The sequence below is a fragment of the Mycobacterium colombiense genome, assembly GCF_001672755.1.
GTDB classification, from domain to species: Bacteria; Actinomycetota; Actinomycetes; order Mycobacteriales; family Mycobacteriaceae; genus Mycobacterium; species Mycobacterium colombiense_C.
In genome coordinates this window covers 84,767-101,501 of record NZ_LZKI01000189.1, presented here as the reverse complement: position 1 = coordinate 101,501, position 16,735 = coordinate 84,767, and the positions used below count along the sequence as shown (strand labels likewise).

The 16,735-nt window shown below is 65.6% G+C and carries 17 protein-coding genes; 11 read left to right on the top strand and 6 right to left on the bottom strand.

Annotation, left to right across the window (positions count from 1 at the left end; translation table 11 throughout):
* Positions 1–17 precede the first annotated feature (17 nt).
* From A5708_RS24290 to A5708_RS24280, 3 genes are all read right to left on the bottom strand, one after another.
* Positions 18–863 (bottom strand): ABC transporter permease, encoded by an 846-nt coding sequence (locus A5708_RS24290; RefSeq protein ID WP_065031055.1) that lies wholly within the window; start codon positions 861–863, stop codon positions 18–20.
* Between the two features lie 7 nt (positions 864–870).
* The gene (locus A5708_RS24285; protein WP_065031054.1) at positions 871–1,689 is read right to left on the bottom strand and encodes an MlaE family ABC transporter permease; all 819 of its coding nucleotides are present in this window, start codon (positions 1,687–1,689) and stop codon (positions 871–873) included.
* A 383-nt stretch (positions 1,690–2,072) separates the two neighbouring features.
* Positions 2,073–3,278: a CaiB/BaiF CoA transferase family protein gene (locus A5708_RS24280; protein ID WP_065031053.1), complete on the bottom strand. Its 1,206-nt coding sequence runs from the start codon at positions 3,276–3,278 to the stop codon at positions 2,073–2,075.
* A gap of 364 nt (positions 3,279–3,642) precedes the next feature.
* Here A5708_RS24280 and A5708_RS24275 point away from each other — a divergent pair, with 364 nt between their 5' ends.
* The 7 genes from A5708_RS24275 to A5708_RS24245 all read left to right on the top strand — a co-directional run bounded on the left by A5708_RS24275 (position 3,643) and on the right by A5708_RS24245 (position 9,651).
* Positions 3,643–4,344, top strand: coding sequence for an SDR family NAD(P)-dependent oxidoreductase (locus A5708_RS24275; RefSeq protein ID WP_065031052.1), 702 nt, complete (start codon positions 3,643–3,645; stop codon positions 4,342–4,344).
* A gap of 48 nt (positions 4,345–4,392) precedes the next feature.
* A complete protein-coding gene (locus tag A5708_RS24270) occupies positions 4,393–4,593 on the top strand; it encodes a ferredoxin (RefSeq protein WP_065031051.1) in 201 nt (66 codons plus the stop codon).
* Between the two features lie 46 nt (positions 4,594–4,639).
* On the top strand, positions 4,640–6,004 hold the full coding sequence (locus tag A5708_RS24265) for a cytochrome P450 (RefSeq protein ID WP_065031050.1): 1,365 nt from the start codon (positions 4,640–4,642) through the stop codon (positions 6,002–6,004).
* Positions 6,005–6,079: 75 nt separating this feature from the next.
* Positions 6,080–6,523 carry a hypothetical protein gene (locus tag A5708_RS24260; RefSeq protein WP_196772730.1) on the top strand — a complete coding sequence of 148 codons (444 nt, stop codon included), beginning with the start codon at positions 6,080–6,082 and terminating at the stop codon, positions 6,521–6,523.
* 32 nt (positions 6,524–6,555) lie between these two features.
* The gene (locus tag A5708_RS24255) at positions 6,556–7,476 is read left to right on the top strand and encodes a hypothetical protein (RefSeq protein WP_065031048.1); all 921 of its coding nucleotides are present in this window, start codon (positions 6,556–6,558) and stop codon (positions 7,474–7,476) included.
* Positions 7,473–8,036 carry a hypothetical protein gene (locus tag A5708_RS24250; protein ID WP_065031047.1) on the top strand — a complete coding sequence of 188 codons (564 nt, stop codon included), beginning with the start codon at positions 7,473–7,475 and terminating at the stop codon, positions 8,034–8,036. Before A5708_RS24255 ends, A5708_RS24250 begins: the two co-directional genes overlap by 4 nt.
* Positions 8,037–8,256: 220 nt before the next feature.
* The gene (locus A5708_RS24245; protein ID WP_065031046.1) at positions 8,257–9,651 is read left to right on the top strand and encodes an alpha/beta hydrolase; all 1,395 of its coding nucleotides are present in this window, start codon (positions 8,257–8,259) and stop codon (positions 9,649–9,651) included.
* 5 nt (positions 9,652–9,656) lie between these two features.
* On the opposite strand, the gene A5708_RS24240 is transcribed toward A5708_RS24245, so the two are convergent.
* The 3 genes from A5708_RS24240 to A5708_RS24230 all read right to left on the bottom strand — a co-directional run bounded on the left by A5708_RS24240 (position 9,657) and on the right by A5708_RS24230 (position 12,620).
* Complete coding sequence (locus tag A5708_RS24240; protein ID WP_065031045.1) at positions 9,657–10,832, bottom strand: acyl-CoA dehydrogenase family protein; 1,176 nt, start codon at positions 10,830–10,832, stop codon at positions 9,657–9,659.
* The gene (locus A5708_RS24235) at positions 10,816–11,814 is read right to left on the bottom strand and encodes an acyl-CoA dehydrogenase family protein (RefSeq protein WP_065031044.1); all 999 of its coding nucleotides are present in this window, start codon (positions 11,812–11,814) and stop codon (positions 10,816–10,818) included. Before A5708_RS24235 ends, A5708_RS24240 begins: the two co-directional genes overlap by 17 nt.
* Before the next feature lie 143 nt (positions 11,815–11,957).
* On the bottom strand, positions 11,958–12,620 hold the full coding sequence (locus A5708_RS24230; RefSeq protein ID WP_065031043.1) for a nitroreductase family protein: 663 nt from the start codon (positions 12,618–12,620) through the stop codon (positions 11,958–11,960).
* Between the two features lie 259 nt (positions 12,621–12,879).
* On the opposite strand from A5708_RS24230, the gene A5708_RS24225 reads away from it, so the two are divergent.
* From A5708_RS24225 to A5708_RS24210, 4 genes are all read left to right on the top strand, one after another.
* Positions 12,880–13,272, top strand: coding sequence for a carboxymuconolactone decarboxylase family protein (locus A5708_RS24225; protein ID WP_065031099.1), 393 nt, complete (start codon positions 12,880–12,882; stop codon positions 13,270–13,272).
* A gap of 52 nt (positions 13,273–13,324) precedes the next feature.
* Positions 13,325–14,218 (top strand): NAD(P)-dependent oxidoreductase, encoded by an 894-nt coding sequence (locus A5708_RS24220; RefSeq protein ID WP_065031042.1) that lies wholly within the window; start codon positions 13,325–13,327, stop codon positions 14,216–14,218.
* Between the two features lie 249 nt (positions 14,219–14,467).
* Positions 14,468–15,559, top strand: a complete 1,092-nt coding sequence (locus tag A5708_RS24215) for an amidohydrolase family protein (protein WP_065031041.1) — start codon at positions 14,468–14,470, stop codon at positions 15,557–15,559.
* A 29-nt stretch (positions 15,560–15,588) separates the two neighbouring features.
* On the top strand, positions 15,589–16,734 hold the full coding sequence (locus A5708_RS24210) for an amidohydrolase family protein (RefSeq protein WP_065031040.1): 1,146 nt from the start codon (positions 15,589–15,591) through the stop codon (positions 16,732–16,734).
* Position 16,735: the final 1 nt, after the last annotated feature.

Here is a 16,735-nt window from a genome sequence, read left to right as displayed (position 1 = left end):
CTGTTTCACCTCCTCTGCTAACCGGACAGGTTGAAGTTGCCGTTCGTACCGTAAATAGAAAGCGAGACCAACAGCGTCACGGACACCACGACGATGAGCGAGGTGCGCACCGCGTTGCCGGTCGCGTTGCCGACACCGGCCGGCCCACCCGAAGCGAAATAGCCGTAGTAGGTATGGATCAGCAGGATGGTAAGCGCCATCAGGATGGCCTGCAGGAACGACCACAACAAGTCGATCGGATTCAGGAACGTGTTGAAGTAGTGCTGGTACAAACCCTGCGACTGGCCGAGCAAGAACGTAGTGGTGAACTGACTGGCCACGAACGACAGGATGACGGCGATGGCGTACAACGGCGTGATAGCCATCATTCCGGCCAGAATCCTGGTGCTCACCAAGTAGGCAACCGGCCGAATGGCCATGCTCTCCAAGGCATCGACTTCTTCGTTGATCCGCATGGCACCCAGCTGAGCGGTCACGCCGGCGCCGAAAGTGGCCGCCAGACCGATCCCGGCGACCACCGGTGCCGCGATACGCACGTTGATGAACGCGGACAGAAAGCCCGTCAGCGCCTCGATGCCGATGTTGCCCAGCGAGGTGTAACCCTGAATGGCCAGCGTGCCGCCCGCCGCCAGCGTCAAAAAGCCGACGATCACCACGGTTCCGCCGATCATCGCCAAAGTGCCCGCGCCCATGCTGATCTCGGCGATCAGCCGAACGACTTCCCGCGTGTAGTGGGTGGCCGCGAAGGGCACCCCGGCGAGCGCCTTGCCGTAGAACATGGTGTGGTCGCCGATCCGCCCCATCAGGGCGACCGGCCTCTCGAGTTGGCGGGTTAATCGCGGATACGCGGCCCTCAGCGCCATAGCTGCCCTACTTCGCCGTCATCTTGATGCCGATCGCGGTGACCACCACGTTGACGACGAACAGGGACATGAAGGCGTAAACCACGGTTTCGTTCACCGCGTTGCCGACGGCCTTCGCGCCCCCGCCGGTGATCGACAGACCCCGATAACAGGCGACCAAGCCCGCGATGAGACCGAAGAGGGCCGCCTTGACGCAGGAAATGACCACCTCGGGCACGCCGGTGAGCAACGTGATGCCCGCGGCGAAGGCACCGGGATTGACGTCCTGCACAAACACCGAAAAGACGTAGCCGCCAAGGACGCCGATGATGACGACGAGGCTGTTGAGCAGAAAGGCGACCAACCCGGAAGCCAGCATGCGTGGTGTGACCAACCGCTGGATCGGGTTGATGCCCAGCACCTCCATCGCGTCGATCTCTTCGCGAATCGTTCGCGCCCCCAAGTCCGCACACATTGCGGTAGCACCGGCGCCCGCCACGATCAAAACCGTGACCAGCGGACCGAGCTGGGTGACCGCTCCGAACGCGGCACCCGCACCGGATAGATCCGCCGCACCCAGTTCGCGCAAAAGGATGTTGAGCGTGAAGCTGACCAGGACGGTAAACGGGATCGCCACCAACAAGGTAGGAGCCAGCGACACCCGCGCGACAAACCACGACTGCTCCAAGAACTCCCGCCACTGGAAAGGACGGCGGAACACGAACCTGACCGCGTCGGCCGACATGGCGAAAAGGGCGCCGACGGCATGCATCGGCCCCGTGAAGTCGAACTTGAGCTTGAGCGCGGGCAGTCCCGCCGACCAGTGGTCAGCTCCCTTGGTTGCCATCGGCGGCAGCCCCTTCCCAAGCTACGAGACCGACAGTCTTGTTGTGGCGCAACGAGTGCGGTACATTCGGCATAATTGACAGCCGCAAAGGCGCGCTGACGAGGGCGAAATGCTCAGCGGGCAGCCATGTTCGGGCGTCCGTCCGCGATGCGACAGCTGCGAGTCCGCTCACCACAGACCTCCGTTCCGTCGCGTGAAATGGCGCCGCAAAACGAGGGGCTCCACGTCTTGAAGCGTCCGGCGATTATGACTCATGCCGAGTCCAGGCGGAGCAAAAAATGCATAACCGTTATCGCGCATCTCGCGGCCGGTGCGAGGGCGCAAGGTAGCTGCGTCCCAACGGAAGCGGCGGTCGGCTCAAGCATGTCAGTGCTGCTCCAGTCCTAGGTGACGGCGCCGGCCGTCTTGAGTTCGATGATCCGGTCCCAATCGAGGCCGAGCTCCATCAAGATCTCATCGGTCTGCTCTGCGAATCCGGGGGCCGGCCCGGTCTGTGGCGCTGCGACGTCGAACTGTACCGGGTTGGCCACCAGCTCGAGTTCGCCCGCCTTGACCATGTACTCGTTCGAGCGGATCTGCGCGTCGTCGGCCGCCTGCAAGGTGTCCTGCACGGGAGCCCACGGGCCGGAGAGCGTGGCGAAGCGCTCGCTCCACTCGGTCAGGGTCCGGGTGGCGATGGCCTTGGTCAGCAACTCCACCGCATCGGCGGTGTTGGCGGCGATGTTCTCCACCGTGTCGAACCGCGGGTCATCGGCCAGCTCCGGCAGGTCGACGTGGCGGCACACGTCGGCCCAGAACTTGGTGGGCTGCATCATCACAAAGGAGATATAGCGGCCGTCGGACGTCGTGTACAGCCCCACCAGCGGATTGTTGGGGGCGCCGTGCACGCCCGGCGGCGGCGATTCCAGCCGCTGGTTCAGATGCCTTGTCAGTGCGACCGTGTGGCCCAGCGACCACAGGCCGCTGCCCAGCAGCGAGACGTCGACGACGGACGGTTCGCCGGTGCGCTCACGCTTGAGCAGCGCCGCCGCGATGCCACCGGCGAGGTTGGTACCCGAGATGGTGTCGCCGTACGCCGGTCCCGGCGGCGCGATCATGCCCGGCATGCCGGCGGGGGTAATGGTGGCGGCGGTTCCGGCCCGGCACCAGAAGGCGGTCATGTCGTAGCCGCCCTTGGTGGACTCTTCGCCGCGCGGGCCGAGCGCGCTCCCGCGCGCGTAGACGATCTTGGGATTGATCGCCCGGATGTCGTCGACGTCGATGCCGAACTTCCGCCGGTGGTCGGGCAGGAAGCTGGTAAGGAAGACATCGGCGCGACGGGCCAGCTCGTAGAGCACTTCCTTGCCCTCGGGCACCGACATGTCCAGCCCGATGCTGCGCTTGCCGCGGTTGGCGTGCTCGATGTTGGGGTTGGGATCGCCTTCAACGCGCAGCATCCCGGTCTGCCGCAGCCCGCGCTGGGGATCACCGGTCACCGCGTGCTCGACCTTGACCACGTCGGCGCCCCATTCGGCGAGCACGGCACCCGCCGACGGAACGAACCCGTACATGGCGACTTCAAGGACGCGGATGCCTTCGAGCGGCCTCATGCGCCGGCTCCTTTCACTGAGACGGCTAATGCGATGGTCACTGCTGTCCCAGTGGCGGGCTCTGCCGTGTCCTGGGCAGGCATTCCGTACCCCCTGATGTGGTGGCGATCACGATAATTTCATTCTCTTCCCCGGCGAATCTTACATTCGACTTTCGATAATTCAAGAAAGTCTCAGGAATAAGATCGACGTGCTGACCAGGGCTTCAACTGGCCGTACGCTGTCGGCCTGGGCCTCTCCGCGCAGGCCGGACGCGGTGTTGTGCGCATGTTGCACGGCGGTTCGCGCGGAGAGTAAGGTTCTCATAATTGTAAGGGAGATTCTTTGTGACTGAAATGGCCCCCTTCGGAGCAGAGGCCTCAACATGAAGACTGCGGTAGTCACCGGTGGCGGGTCCGGCATCGGTCTCGCCGTCGCGCAACGCCTGCGCGCCGACGGTTTGAACGTCGCCTCTATCGACCTGCGGCCTTCGGACGCCGACTTCGCTTTCACCGCCGACGTCACCGACCGGTCGCAAGTCGACGCCGCGCTGTCGGCCGTCCGCGCCCAACTCGGACCGGTGACCGTCCTGGTCAACGCCGCCGGGCTCGATGGGTTCAAAAAGTTCAACAACATCAGTTTTGAGGACTGGCACCGCGTAATCGACGTCAACCTCAACGGCGTCTTCCATACCGTCCAGGCGGTGCTGCCCGACATGGTCGAGGCTGGGTGGGGCCGCATCGTCAACATCTCGTCGTCGAGCACGCATTCGGGTGCTCCCTATATGAGTCACTACGTGGCGGCCAAGTCGGCGGTCAACGGCCTGACGAAGTCGCTCGCACTCGAGTACGGGCCCAAGGGCATCACGGTCAACGCGGTACCGCCGGGCTTCATCGACACCCCGATGCTGCGCGCGGCCGAGAAGAACGGATTCCTCGGCGACATCGACGAGACCATCGCGCGAACCCCGGTACGCCGGATGGGCACCCCCGAGGACATCGCGGCGGCGTGCGCGTTTCTGGTCTCCGAGGAAGCCGGCTACATCACCGGTCAGATCTTGGGCGTCAACGGCGGTCGAAACACCTGAGCGGTGGCGATTCGTCAACCCGGCAACCAGTGTGAGAGGAGAAAGCCCGTGAAGGTCTCGGTGGATTCAGAACGGTGCCAGGGCCACACCCTGTGCGCGATGATCGCCCCGGAATCGTTCCAGCTCAGCGACATTGACGGCAGTTCGTCGGCGATCGACGAGGTGGTGCCCGCCGATCGCGAGGACCAGGTGCGTGAAGCCGCGCAGTCCTGTCCGGAGCAGGCCATCATAATCACCGACGACGCCTGAGCCGGCACGGTCCTTAGCTATCGAAACACGTAGGGAGACTACAGCGTTGAGTGTCGACGACGTCGTCAATGACAGCGACCGCAAGAAGAATCGGTACCACTTCGACCGGCACTCCTCGGAATACCGGTCGAAGTTCAAGGCGATCACCGAGGAGATGCACGCCAAGTGCCCGATGGCGTGGACGGAAACCTACGGCGGGCATTGGGTTGCGGCCGGCAGCCACGAGGTCTTCGAGCTGGCCCGCTGCCCCGCAGTCTCCAACGATCACGACATTCACGGCGAACGCCGCGGCTACAAAGGCATCTCGATCCCCACGGCCAGCCGGGTCAGCGCGGTGCGCGGCGGGATCCTTGAGATGGACGACCCCGAGCACCGCACCTATCGAACGGTGCTCAACCCGTATCTGTCACCGGCGGCGATCAAGCGCTGGGAACCGTTCATCGACGACGTGACACGCGCCTGCCTCGACGAGAAGATCGAGAGTGGCCGCATCGACTTCGTCGACGACCTGGCCAACATCGTGCCCGCGGTCTTCACACTGGCGATGCTGGGCATCCCGCTGAAGAAGTGGAACATGTACAGCGAGCCGGTGCACGCCGCGGTGTACACGCCCGAGCACTCCCCCGACATCGAGCACGTCACCGCGATGCACCGCGAGATGGGGCTCGACATGGTCAACAACATGATCGAGATCCGCGCAAACCCGCGGCCGGGAATCGTGAACGGCCTACTCGAGATGCGCATCGACGGCGAGCCCGCCCCGGAACTGGAAATCCTCGGGAACCTGGGCCTGGTCATCGGTGGTGGCTTCGACACCACGACCGCCCTGACCGCCCATTCGCTGGAATGGCTTTCGGAACACCCGGAGCAACGACAGCTGCTCAGCAACGAGCGCAAGACCCTGCTCGACCCCGCGACCGAGGAGTTCCTGCGCTACTTCACCCCGGCGCCCGGCGACGGCCGGACCTTTGCCGACGACACCGAGCTCGACGGCACGCAGTTCAAAGAGGGTGAGCGACTCTGGATTTCGTGGGCGATGGCCAACCGCGACCCCTCGGTGTTCCACGACCCGGACCAGATCGTCCTCGACCGTAAGGGCAACCGGCACTTCAGCTTCGGGCTGGGTGTTCACCGCTGCATCGGCTCGAACGTGGCACGCACCGTGTTCAAATCGATGCTGACCGCGGTGCTCGACCGGATGCCCGACTATCAGTGCGATCCAGAGGGCACGGTCCACTATGAAACCATCGGTGTCATTCAGGGCATGCGTAAGCTGCCGGCCACCTTCACGCCCGGCCGCAAGGTCGGAGCGGGCCTGGACGAGACGCTGGAGAAGCTGCAACGCGTCTGCGACGAGCAAGAACTGGCCAGACCGATCACCGAACGCAAGGAAGCCGCCGTCATCGACTGAGCTGCTCAGAATTTCTACGAGTGGGCCTGTTCAGCGTGACCAGCCCCTATATTTGGGGCAATTGCGCGTGCAGAGATGGGAGACGCAACGGTGAAAACTTTCGCGGTGAGCCTTGCGCTTGCCATGGCCGCGCTGATTGTCACGCCGACCGCCCACGCGGACATGCTGTTTGCCAACTATCACGTGGACACGAACCGGGATCCCGGCCACTTCTGGGTTTGGTCGATCAACCCGTGCGTCCAGCCAACGCCGGGATGCTTGCAGGTGTACGCAACCCCGCAGCCCAACGGGCAAGCGGCGCCGTGGAGGGGAGAGGCCCACTTGGTCGACGGCCGCTACACCATGGCCGCTGACGACCCCTTCGGTGTTCGCTGCGTGGTCCAGTTCTTTCCCTCGCATGATGTCTACTCGTGGGATGCGGTGACGCTGGCGGGTCAGGTCGACTCGACGTTCGACACGGGCTGCGGTGGTGGACCCGGGGGCAGCAACAGTTACCCGTTCTCGCTCGTGCGATTCTAGCCGCGTGAGACGTACAGGAGTCAGTAAGCGCGATGGCTGAGGAGAAGGAACCGCAAGATTCGGTCACCTCGAAAGCCGACGTGATGGCGTTACTCGAGGAAGCCGAGGCGGAAGCCGCCGAAGCCGAAGCGCTGGCGGCCGCGGCGCGCGCCCGCGCCCGTGCCGCCCGGCTCCGGCGCGAAGCACTGGCCCAAGCAGAGGCCGAGGCCGAAGCTGAGGCAGAGACCGAGACCGAGACCGAGGCCGAGGCCGAGACAGAGACCGCCGCCGTAGCGCCGGACGCCGACGAGGACGCAACCGGCACCGCCGAGCCGGAGACCGACGAGGCGACCACCGCCGACGAAGTTGCCGATGCCGCCGAAGCGACGGACGCCGACGAGGCGGAGACCGAGGAAGAAGTCTCCGACGGAATCCCCGAAGACGCAGAATCGGGGTCCAAGCCGGCCCGCTCTCGGCGACGCCTGCGGCTGCCCTCGTGGTCCGTGGCATGGAAAGCGGCCGTCATCATCCTCATCTGCGCCTTCGTCGCGGCCAGCGGATACATGATGTGGCAGCGTCACGAAACCGACGAGCGCAACCAGCGCGCCGCCAACTTCATCGCGGGAGCCCGACAAGGCGTGGTCAACCTGACTTCCATGGACTTCAACAAGGCCAAGGAGGACGTCCAGCGGGTGATCGACAGCTCGACCGGCCCATTCCGGGACGACTTCCAGGCGCGCGCAAAGGATTTTACGTCCGTCGTCGAGCAGTCCAAGGTGGTCACCCAAGGAACCGTGAACGCGGCGGCCTTGCAAACCATAAACGGGGACTTCGCGCTGGTTCTCGTCGCGGCGACATCGCACGTCACCAACGCGGCCGGCGCCAAAGACGCACCACGCAATTGGCGGCTCAAGGTGACCGTCAAAAACGACGGCGGCCAATACAAGATGTCCAACGTGGAGTTCATTCCGTGAGCGAGGATAAGCCCAGCATCGACACCGCCGACGACTCTGCCGAAACAGCCGATGAAAGTGCTCCACGCGCGCGGCGCAAGGTGAAAGTCGTTCCCGTGCTTCTGATTGTGCTGCTGCTGCTTTCCGGCGGCTGGGCCGCTTGGCTGTACTTCAAGCAGTACCGGCCGGATAAGCAGACCGACGCCGGCGTCGCGAGCGCGGTCGCCAATGCGGCGTCCGACGGAACGGTCGCCTTGCTGTCGTACTCGCCCGACACACTCGACAAAGATTTCGCCGCCGCCAAGACTCACCTGTCCGGCGACTTCCTGTCGTACTACAACCAGTTCACCGAACAGATCGTGGCTCCGGCAGCCAAACAGAAGTCACTGAAAACCAACGCCCGGGTGCTGGGGGCCGCGGTACAGGAACTACATCCGAACTCGGCCGTGGTGCTGGTGCTGGTCGACCAGAGCACCACGAGCAAGGACAATCCCGACCCCGCGATGGCATCCAGCAGCGTGCTGGTGAGCTTGGCCCGGGTCAACGGCGCCTGGCTGATCACCAAGTTCGATCCGGTTTAGGCCGTTTCAGCTGTTCGACCGTCGGGTGTGAGCCCGCGGCTTTGACTGTGAGCTGAGGGCGACGACATGCCGACGGCAGCCGCCGTGGCTTCACACTCGACGCAGTCGCCCTCCGAGGCCCCGAAATCGCGCCCAAGAATCCACCAAGGATTCGCCGAGGTCGGCATTCGATCCTTTTCTCACGCAGCTGGATCGCTGGCAGCTGAGAGGAGGAATCGCCATGTCGCTTCTGGGCAACCACATATCTCTGATCCACGGTTGGGTGCCGATCACGGCCCAGATCGTCACGCCGATCACGCTGGGGCTCGCCGCCGGGTGGCGCTCGCGTCGTTGGCGTCTGCTGTGGCTGCCGGCCGCGGCCGTCGCCGGGGTCATGGCGGCCCTCGGGGCGCACGCGCTCATCGGCGACGGCGCCAGCAAGTCGGCACCGGACGCGCTGTATGTGTGGATCGCGCTGGTGGGCATGGCCATGGCTGTGCTGATCCTGGGCTGGCGCGGTGCGGGGTGGTGGCGGCGTGGGCTGTCGATCCTGGCGGTGCCGCTGTGCCTGCTCTGCTCGCTGCTCGTGCTCAACCAATGGGTCGGCTACTTCCAGACCGTGCAGAGCGCGTGGGAGCAGATCAGCTCCGCTCGGCTGCCCAACCAGACCGACAAGGCCGCCGTGATCGCCTTGGCGGCCAAGGGAGCCAAGCCGCCGCACGGCAGCCTGGTGTCGGTGCAGACTCCGGACGACGCGTCGCATTTCCAGCACCGCGAGGAACTCGTCTACCTGCCGCCGGCGTGGTTTGCGAGTTCCCCGCCGCCGCAGCTGCCGACGGTGATGATGATCGGCGGCATGGTCAACACGCCCGCCGACTGGGTGCGCGCCGGCAACGCCGTACAGACTGTCGACGCTTTTGCCGCCGCGCACGACGGCAATGCACCGGTGCTGGTGTTCGTGGACCCGAGCGGGGCGTTCGACAACGACACCGAAGGCGTCAACGGAACCCGCGGCAATGCCGCCGACCATCTGACCAAAGACGTTGTGCCCTATATGGTCTCGAACTTCGGGGTCAGCCCCGACCCGTCCCGGTGGGGCATCGTCGGCTGGTCAATGGGCGGGACCACCGCAGTGGACCTGACCGTCATGCACCCCAACATGTTCAGCTCGTTCGTCGACATCGAGGGCGACCTGACACCCAACACCGGAACCAAGGAACAAACCATCGCCAACCTTTTCGACGGCGACGCCGACGCGTGGGCGAAGTTCGACCCGACCACGGTGATCAACCGGCATGGCCGCTACACGGGAGTGTCCGGCTGGTTCGCCATCACCTCTGGTGGTTCGCCGACGCCGCATCGCAATATCACGATTGTCGACAACGCCGCGCTGTCTGTCGCAAGCCGAGGTGCGGCCTCCGACCCGGGCAACCAGGCCGCGGCCGCCGCTTCCCTGTGCCAGCTCGGCCGGGCGAACGGCATCGACTGCGCGGTGGTCGCCCAGCCCGGAAAGCACGACTGGCCGACCGCCGGCACGGTGTTCGCCACGGCATTGCCGTGGCTGGCAGGCCAGCTGGGCACTCCGGGCGTGGCCCGGATGCCGTTGGCCGGCAACGTCTCTCAGCAAGCCCTTTGACGACGCTAGGCGCGCGGCAGGCCGAGCACCCGCTGGGCGATGATGTTGCGCTGGATCTCGGAGGTACCGCCGGCGATGGTCCCCGAGAAGCTGCGGGCGTAGCGCTCGAACCAGCTGGCGAAGTAGTGGTCGAGGTTCATGTGCGCATACGGCCCCGTGAGCCCGGGGTGCACCAGCCCCTCGGATCCCGCGGACGTCAACGCCAGCTCCATGCCACGCAACTCCGCTTCGGAACCGAGCAATTTGAGCACCGAGATCGCGGCCACGTCGTCTTCGCCGCGCGCGGCGCGGGCCAGGGCCGCCGAACCCAGCAGGCGCAGCGCCTGTCTGTCCATGATCGTGCTGGCGTACTGGTCGCGCTCGACCTCGGTGCTGGGATGGAAGTCGTCGATCATGTTCTCCAGGCGATCGGCGAAACCCAGCCACATCATGGTGCGTTCGTGGCCCAGCGATCCGTTGGCCACCCGCCAGCCCTGGTCGAGCTCGCCGACCAGGTTCTCGGCCGGCACCCGCACGTCGGTGAAGAACACCTCGTTGAAATCCAGATCGTCGACACCGCAGATCGACGGGAACGGCCGACGCACCAGGCCCGGCGTGTCGGTGGGGATGACAAGCGCGCTGATTCCCTTGTGCTTCGGCGCATCTGGATTCGTTCGGACGAACGTCAACAAGACATCGGCGTCGTGGGCACCCGAGGTCCACACCTTCTGCCCGTTGACCACGAAGTGGTCGCCGTCGAGCACCGCGCGGGTCCGCAGCGACGCCAGGTCGGAGCCCGCGCTCGGTTCGCTCATCCCGAGCGACGCGGTGATCTCGGCCCGCAGGATCGGCACCGCCCAGCGCCGCTTCTGTTCGTCGCTGCCGAACGACAACAGTGACGCCCCAACGATATTCACGCCCTGCGGGTTGAAACTGTGGTAGATCCGGCGGCGGCTGAGTTCCTCAAGATAGACGAACTGCTGGATGACCGTCGCGTTGCGGCCACCGAATTCCGGTGGCTGGCTGGGCAGCAGCCAGCCGTTGTCGAACAAGAGCCGCTGCCAGTCGCGCGCCCACTGCGGCATGTGCGAGACCGACCGCGGCCGCTCGAGCGTTTCGCTTGCGGGGGGCAGGGTTTCGTCGAGGAACGCCGAGAACTCCGCCCGGAACTCCTCGACGTCGGAATCAAAAGTCAGCTGCACGGTATTCCTCCGCGATCCGCGCCCGGTGCTCCGCGGCGCCGCCGAGCATCAGCTCACCCGCTTTGGCCCGCTTGAGCGCGAACTGCAGGTCGTTCTCCCACGTGAATCCCATTGCGCCGTGCAGCTGTAGGCCGTGCCGGAACACCAGCGACTGGCACTCCCCCGCCGATGCCTTGGCCATCGCGGCGGCCAGCCGGCGGCGGGGATCGTCGGCGGCGATCGTCAGTGCGGCGAAGTATGCAAGGGCGCGGGCGCGTTCCACCGCGACGTGCATGTCGGCGGCCTTGTGCTGCACTGCCTGGAACGAGCCGATCGCCACGCCGAACTGCTGACGGCTTTTGACGTGCTCGAGCACCAGGTCGAGGATGCGCTGGCAGGCGCCGACCATCGTGATGGCCATACCGGTCAGCGCAAGGTGGTGCGCGCGCTCGGCGTTGACGGTCAGCCGTTCGCTGTCGGGCACCCGAACCTCCGCGAACGACAGGTCGGCGACGTGCAGCACCGGGTCGAACACCGCCGAGCGCCGGGCCGGCACCTGGCTGGACTCCACGAGGAACACCCCCGCGTCCGTCACCACGGCCAGCCGATCCGCGCGGTCACCGTCGAGCACATGGCGGGCCGTACCGTCGAGCACCCAGCCCTCGGCCTCGCGATGCGCCGCGACCCCGCCGTAGACCGCGGTACCCGACTGGTGCGGGTCGAATCGGTCCCCGGCGAGCGGCGCGAACTGGCTCATCGTCGCCAGGAACGGGGTGGGGTCGGTGGCGCGCCCGAGCTCCTCGAGCACGATGGCCAGCTCGACGGCACTGTCCGCATCGCTCAGCTCGGTCCAGCCCTGGTCCACATACGATTTCCACAGCGGGCTGGGGTCGACGCCCTCTTCGGCCACGCTGCGCACCAGCGACGGCGGGCACTGCTTCGCGACGGCGTCGCGCACGGTGTCCTGCCACAGTCGCTGATCAGCATCGAACTCCAACAGCATCCGCGCCGCCTCTCGTCGTGACTGTCAGGCGAGAATAACATTCTCGGTTGCGGAAGTAATAATCTCGCATTCCGGGCATGGGGTATCAAACGGCCACCCCGCCGAGCGCCCGACTCGCCGGGCCAAACGCTTCGAGCGCCCTGCTAGCCGGGGGCTCGAGCACCGTCGACCAGCGCGTCGGCGGCGTTGTCCCAGCGGTCGAGGTTCACGAACTCGGCAAGCGGGCGGCGGCGCAGCGGCCCGTGATTGCCCTTCGGCCACCCGACCACGATGTGGCCGGCGACCATCCAGCCCTCTGGTATGCCGACGGCTTCCCTCAGCAGCTGTTCACCGCCATACGAGGCCCAGCTGGTCAGGCAGGCGCCGAGGCCCTGGGCGCGCGCGGCCAGCAGAAAGTTCTGCATGGCGGGAAAGATCGAGCCGCCGAGCAGCAGTTCCGACGCGGTCGGGTAGTGCGCCTGGGCGAACAGCACCGAGGTGAATTCACCGGCGCGGTCGTGCAATTCGTACGTCGCACGGTAGGTGCGGGCGCGGCGGCTGTTGTCGTCGGCGGCGGGCCGGCTCATGCCGTAGACCGGCTCGATCACTTCCAGCGCGTGGGCCGCGGCCTTGGCCACCACGGCCCGCTGCTCGGGCGAGCGCAACACCACGAAACGCCAGCCCTGCGCGTTGGCGCCGGAGGGGGCCCACCTGGCCGCCTCGAGGCAGCGCGCCAGAGTCGCATCGTCCACCGGCTCGTCGGTGAAGCGCCGGATCGTTCGGGCCGTCGACATCACTTCCCAGATGTCCGCGCTTGCTCCGGTCATTGCCGCTCCTCTACTCCGGGTCGCCCATGACCTCCACCGCAAGTACCTGTATCACCGGCCGCTGCAAAGGAATTGGCCTGCAGCCATGTGCCGGCAGTCTCTCGACGGGAACGAGGACGCGAGCGGGCGGGTCCATTTGATTCTCGACTGTAGACCCCACAGAGCGGCTACGGTGCAAGACTGCGCTCAGGCAATCGACACTTCGGCGGTGGCAAACGACACCGACACGGGCGGCTGCCCTGACCCGAAGGAGGAAACATTGGATCGCGAAACCTACCGGCGGGGGCTCCACATCCGCTCCGAGGTGCTGGGCGAGGAGTACGTCAACCGCGCATTGGCCAACGCGGACGACTTCACCGGGCCGCTGCAAGACCTCGTCACCGAATATTGCTGGGGTGCCGTGTGGGGGCGCGAGGAGCTGCCGCGCAAGACCCGCAGCATGCTCAACTTGGCGATGATCTCGGCGCTCAACCGGCCCAACGAATTACGCACCCACGTCAAGGCGGCGCTGACCAACGGTGTCACCCGTGAGGAAATCCGCGAGGTCTTCCTGCAGGTGGCCATCTACGCCGGCGTGCCGGCCGCCGTCGACAGCTTTCGCATCGCGAACGAGGCGTTCGCCGAACTGGACCGGGACAGTGGCGATCGCTAGCGCGGCGGAGCCGGGCGCAGCGGGTCGCCACCATCGGGATAAGGGGCCCGACGTGGACGTCGGGTTCATCGGGCTGGGAAACATGGGCTTTCCCATGGCATGTCGCCTCATTGAAGAAAAACATGACGTCGTCGCCTTCGACACGCGCGGCGAGGCCCTCGAGCGCGTCGTCGCCCTGGGGGCGCGCCCGGCGTCGTCGCCCAAAGAGGTCGCCGATCACGCCGAAACGGTGCTGGCCAGCCTGCCCACACCGGGCGCGTCACTCGAGGTGGCCACCGGTCCGGCCGGAGTGATCGAAGGCGCGCGGGTGAAGCGCTACGTCGACTTGTCCACTGTCGGTAGCCAAATGGCGGTGCAGATCCACGGCCTGCTGGCCCAGCGCAACATCGTGGCGATGGACAGCCCGGTCAGCGGCGGCGTCGGCGGCGCCGAGAAGGGGACGCTGGCGCTGATGGTATCCGGCCCGCGCCGCGAATTCGACGCCGTGCGAACCGCGCTCGAAGCACTGGGCCGGCCGGTGTACGTCGGCGACAAGCCCGGCTCGGCGCAGACGATGAAGCTGGCGAACAACATTCTGGCGGCCAACGTCTTGACCGCCACCGCGGAAGTCGTCGTGATGGGCGTCAAAGCCGGCCTGGATCCCGGCGTGATGATCGAGGTGCTCAATGCGGGATCGGGTGCGACGAGCGCGAGCCGCGACAAGTTCCCCCGCTCGATCCTGCCGCGCACCTTCGACTACGGCTTTGCCACCGGACTGATGCTCAAGGATGTGCGCCTTTATCTCGACGAAGCCAGAGCCCTCGGCGTGCCCGCCGAGGTCGCCGAGACCATCGGCCGACTGTGGGAGGCGCTGGCCCGCGCCGAAGGTCCCGACTCCGACTTCACGACGGTGATCAAACCGTTCGAGCGAGCCGCCGGCGTCACAGTGGGTGGGTCTTCCGTCTAGCCCATCGGGGCCGAGCCTCGCGGTGGCGAACCGCTGGGATCGCATCCGCCCGCAACCCGGAGAATGGTATTATCCGGAATGAAGAACCCGACTTGCTGAACGGATCGTAAAACGCCCGCTACCAGGCATGATGATTAAACGAAATGCTTACCGGAAACCCATTGATGGACCGCTGAAGAAAATGTTAGATTGGCTATCATATGACCTCGCACGGCCGGCTTCGGCCGCCGGAGCCGAAGGGTGGCTCTCGTGATCAAACACGCTGACGGCACCAGCACACCGTTGATCGACGCGAGCGTGCACATCTTCTTCCCGTCCAACAAAGCGCTCCGGAAGACCCTGCGCGAGCCGTTCAAGAGCCGTGGCTTCCCCGACTACGAGATGGACTGGTACGGCGCCCCCGGTGGTGAGTATGCGCCCAACACCGAAGGCCCGGACCGCCAGTACCCCGGTTCGGACCCGGATTTTGTTGCCAATGAACTGTTTTCGAAGCGCGGCGTCGATGTTGCGGTCCTGCACCCGATGGCGCGCGGCATCATGCCGGACCGGCACCTGGGTAGCGCGCTGCACGCCGCGCACAACGAGATGATGGTGTCGAACTGGCTGGAGTCCAGCGAGTTCGGCGAGCGATTCCGCGGCACCATCCGGGTCAACCCCGACGACATCCCCGGCGCGCTGCGCGAGATCGACAAATGGCGGGCGCATCCGCGGGTGGTCCAGATCGGTGTCCCGCTGCAATCCCGCGAGCTCTACGGCAAACCGCAGTTCTGGCCGATCTGGGAGGCCGCCGTCGACGCCGGGCTGCCAGTCGCCGCGCACATCGAAGTCGGCTCGGGTATCGCGTTTCCGCCGACGCCGTCCGGGAACACCCGTACCTACGAGCAGTACGTCAGCTTCATGGCGCTGAACTACCTGTACCACCAGATGAACATGATCGCCGAGGGAGTTTTCGAGCGGTTCGACGGCCTCAAGTTCGTGTGGGGCGACGGCGCCGCCGATTTCATCACGCCGTTCATCTGGCGGATGGACACCTTCGGCAGGCCGCACCTCGAGCAGACACCGTGGGCCCCGCGGATTCCCAGCGACTACCTGCCCGGTCACGTGTATTTCGTCCAGGGCAGTCTCGACGGCCCCGGCGACGTCGAGTTCGCCGGCGAATGGTTCGGCTTCACCGGTAAAGACGACATGGTGATGTTCGGCTCGAGCTATCCACACTGGCAGTGCGGTGATGTCACGAAGCTGCCCAGCGCGTTGTCCGCCGAGCAGCGCGAGAAGCTGTGCTGGCGCAACGCGGCGCAGCTCTACGGCATAGACATTCCCGCCGGGGTGAGCGCAGAGTAGAAGTATCGCGAAAGACTGAGGAGAGCCAGATGACGTTGACCCATTCGCAGGAGCGGGTTCCCGCTACCGAGCGCATAGCCGTCCGCTGCGTCGACTCGGATGTCCACCCGGCACCCAAGCGCGGAGAGCTACTCCCGTACATCCCCGAGCCGTACCGCAGCAAGTACTTCCTCACTCGCTCCGTGGGTGAGCAGATCTACTACGACGCCCCGGACTACGCACACTCCTACGCGATGCGTGTGGACTCCTTCCCCCCCAACGGCGAATTCCCCTGCAGCGACCCAGATTTGGCGTTCCGTCAGCTCATCATGGAGGCCGGCTCCGACATCGCGATCCTGGAACCCGCGGCCTACCCGGCGCGTATTCCCGAAGCGCAGCATGCGATGTCGGCAGCGCTGAACGACTGGCAGGCCAACCACTGGCTGGACAGCCACAACAACTGGCACCAACGGTGGCGCGGGTCGATCTGCATCGCCATCGAGGAGCCGGAAGAGTCGGTCCGCGAGATCGAGCGCTGGGCCGGACACCCCTTCATGGCGCAGATTCTGATCAAGGCCGAGCCACGGCCGTCCTGGGGCCACCCGAAGTACGACCCGATCTGGGCGGCCGCCACCAAGCACGACATCACCGTGAGCTGCCACCTGTCACGCAGCCAGTTCGATGAGCTGCCGATCCCGCCGGTGGGGTTCCCCAGCTACAACCACGACTTCATGGTGACCTACTCGCTGCTGGCGGCCAATCAGGTGATGAGCCTGATCTTCGACGGCGTCTTCGACCGGTTCCCGACGCTGCGGATCGTCTTCGTCGAGCACGCATTCAGCTGGATCCTGCCGCTGATGTGGCGCATGGACGCGATCTACGACGCCCGCAAGTCGTGGCTCGACATCAAGCGCAAGCCGTCCGAGTACGTCAAGGACCACATCAAGTTCACCACCCAACCGCTGGACTACCCGGAAGACAAGACCGAACTGACCCGCGCGCTGGAATGGATGGAGTGTGAGAAGATCCTGCTCTTCTCCTCGGACTACCCACACTGGACGTTCGACGACCCGCGCTGGTTGGTCAAGCACCTGCCCAAGCACGCCCGCGACGCGGTCATGTACAAGAACGGCATCGCGACCTATCACCTGCCCGAGACCGTTCCGGTCCTCGAGGGTCAGACCCGGGTGCTCTGAG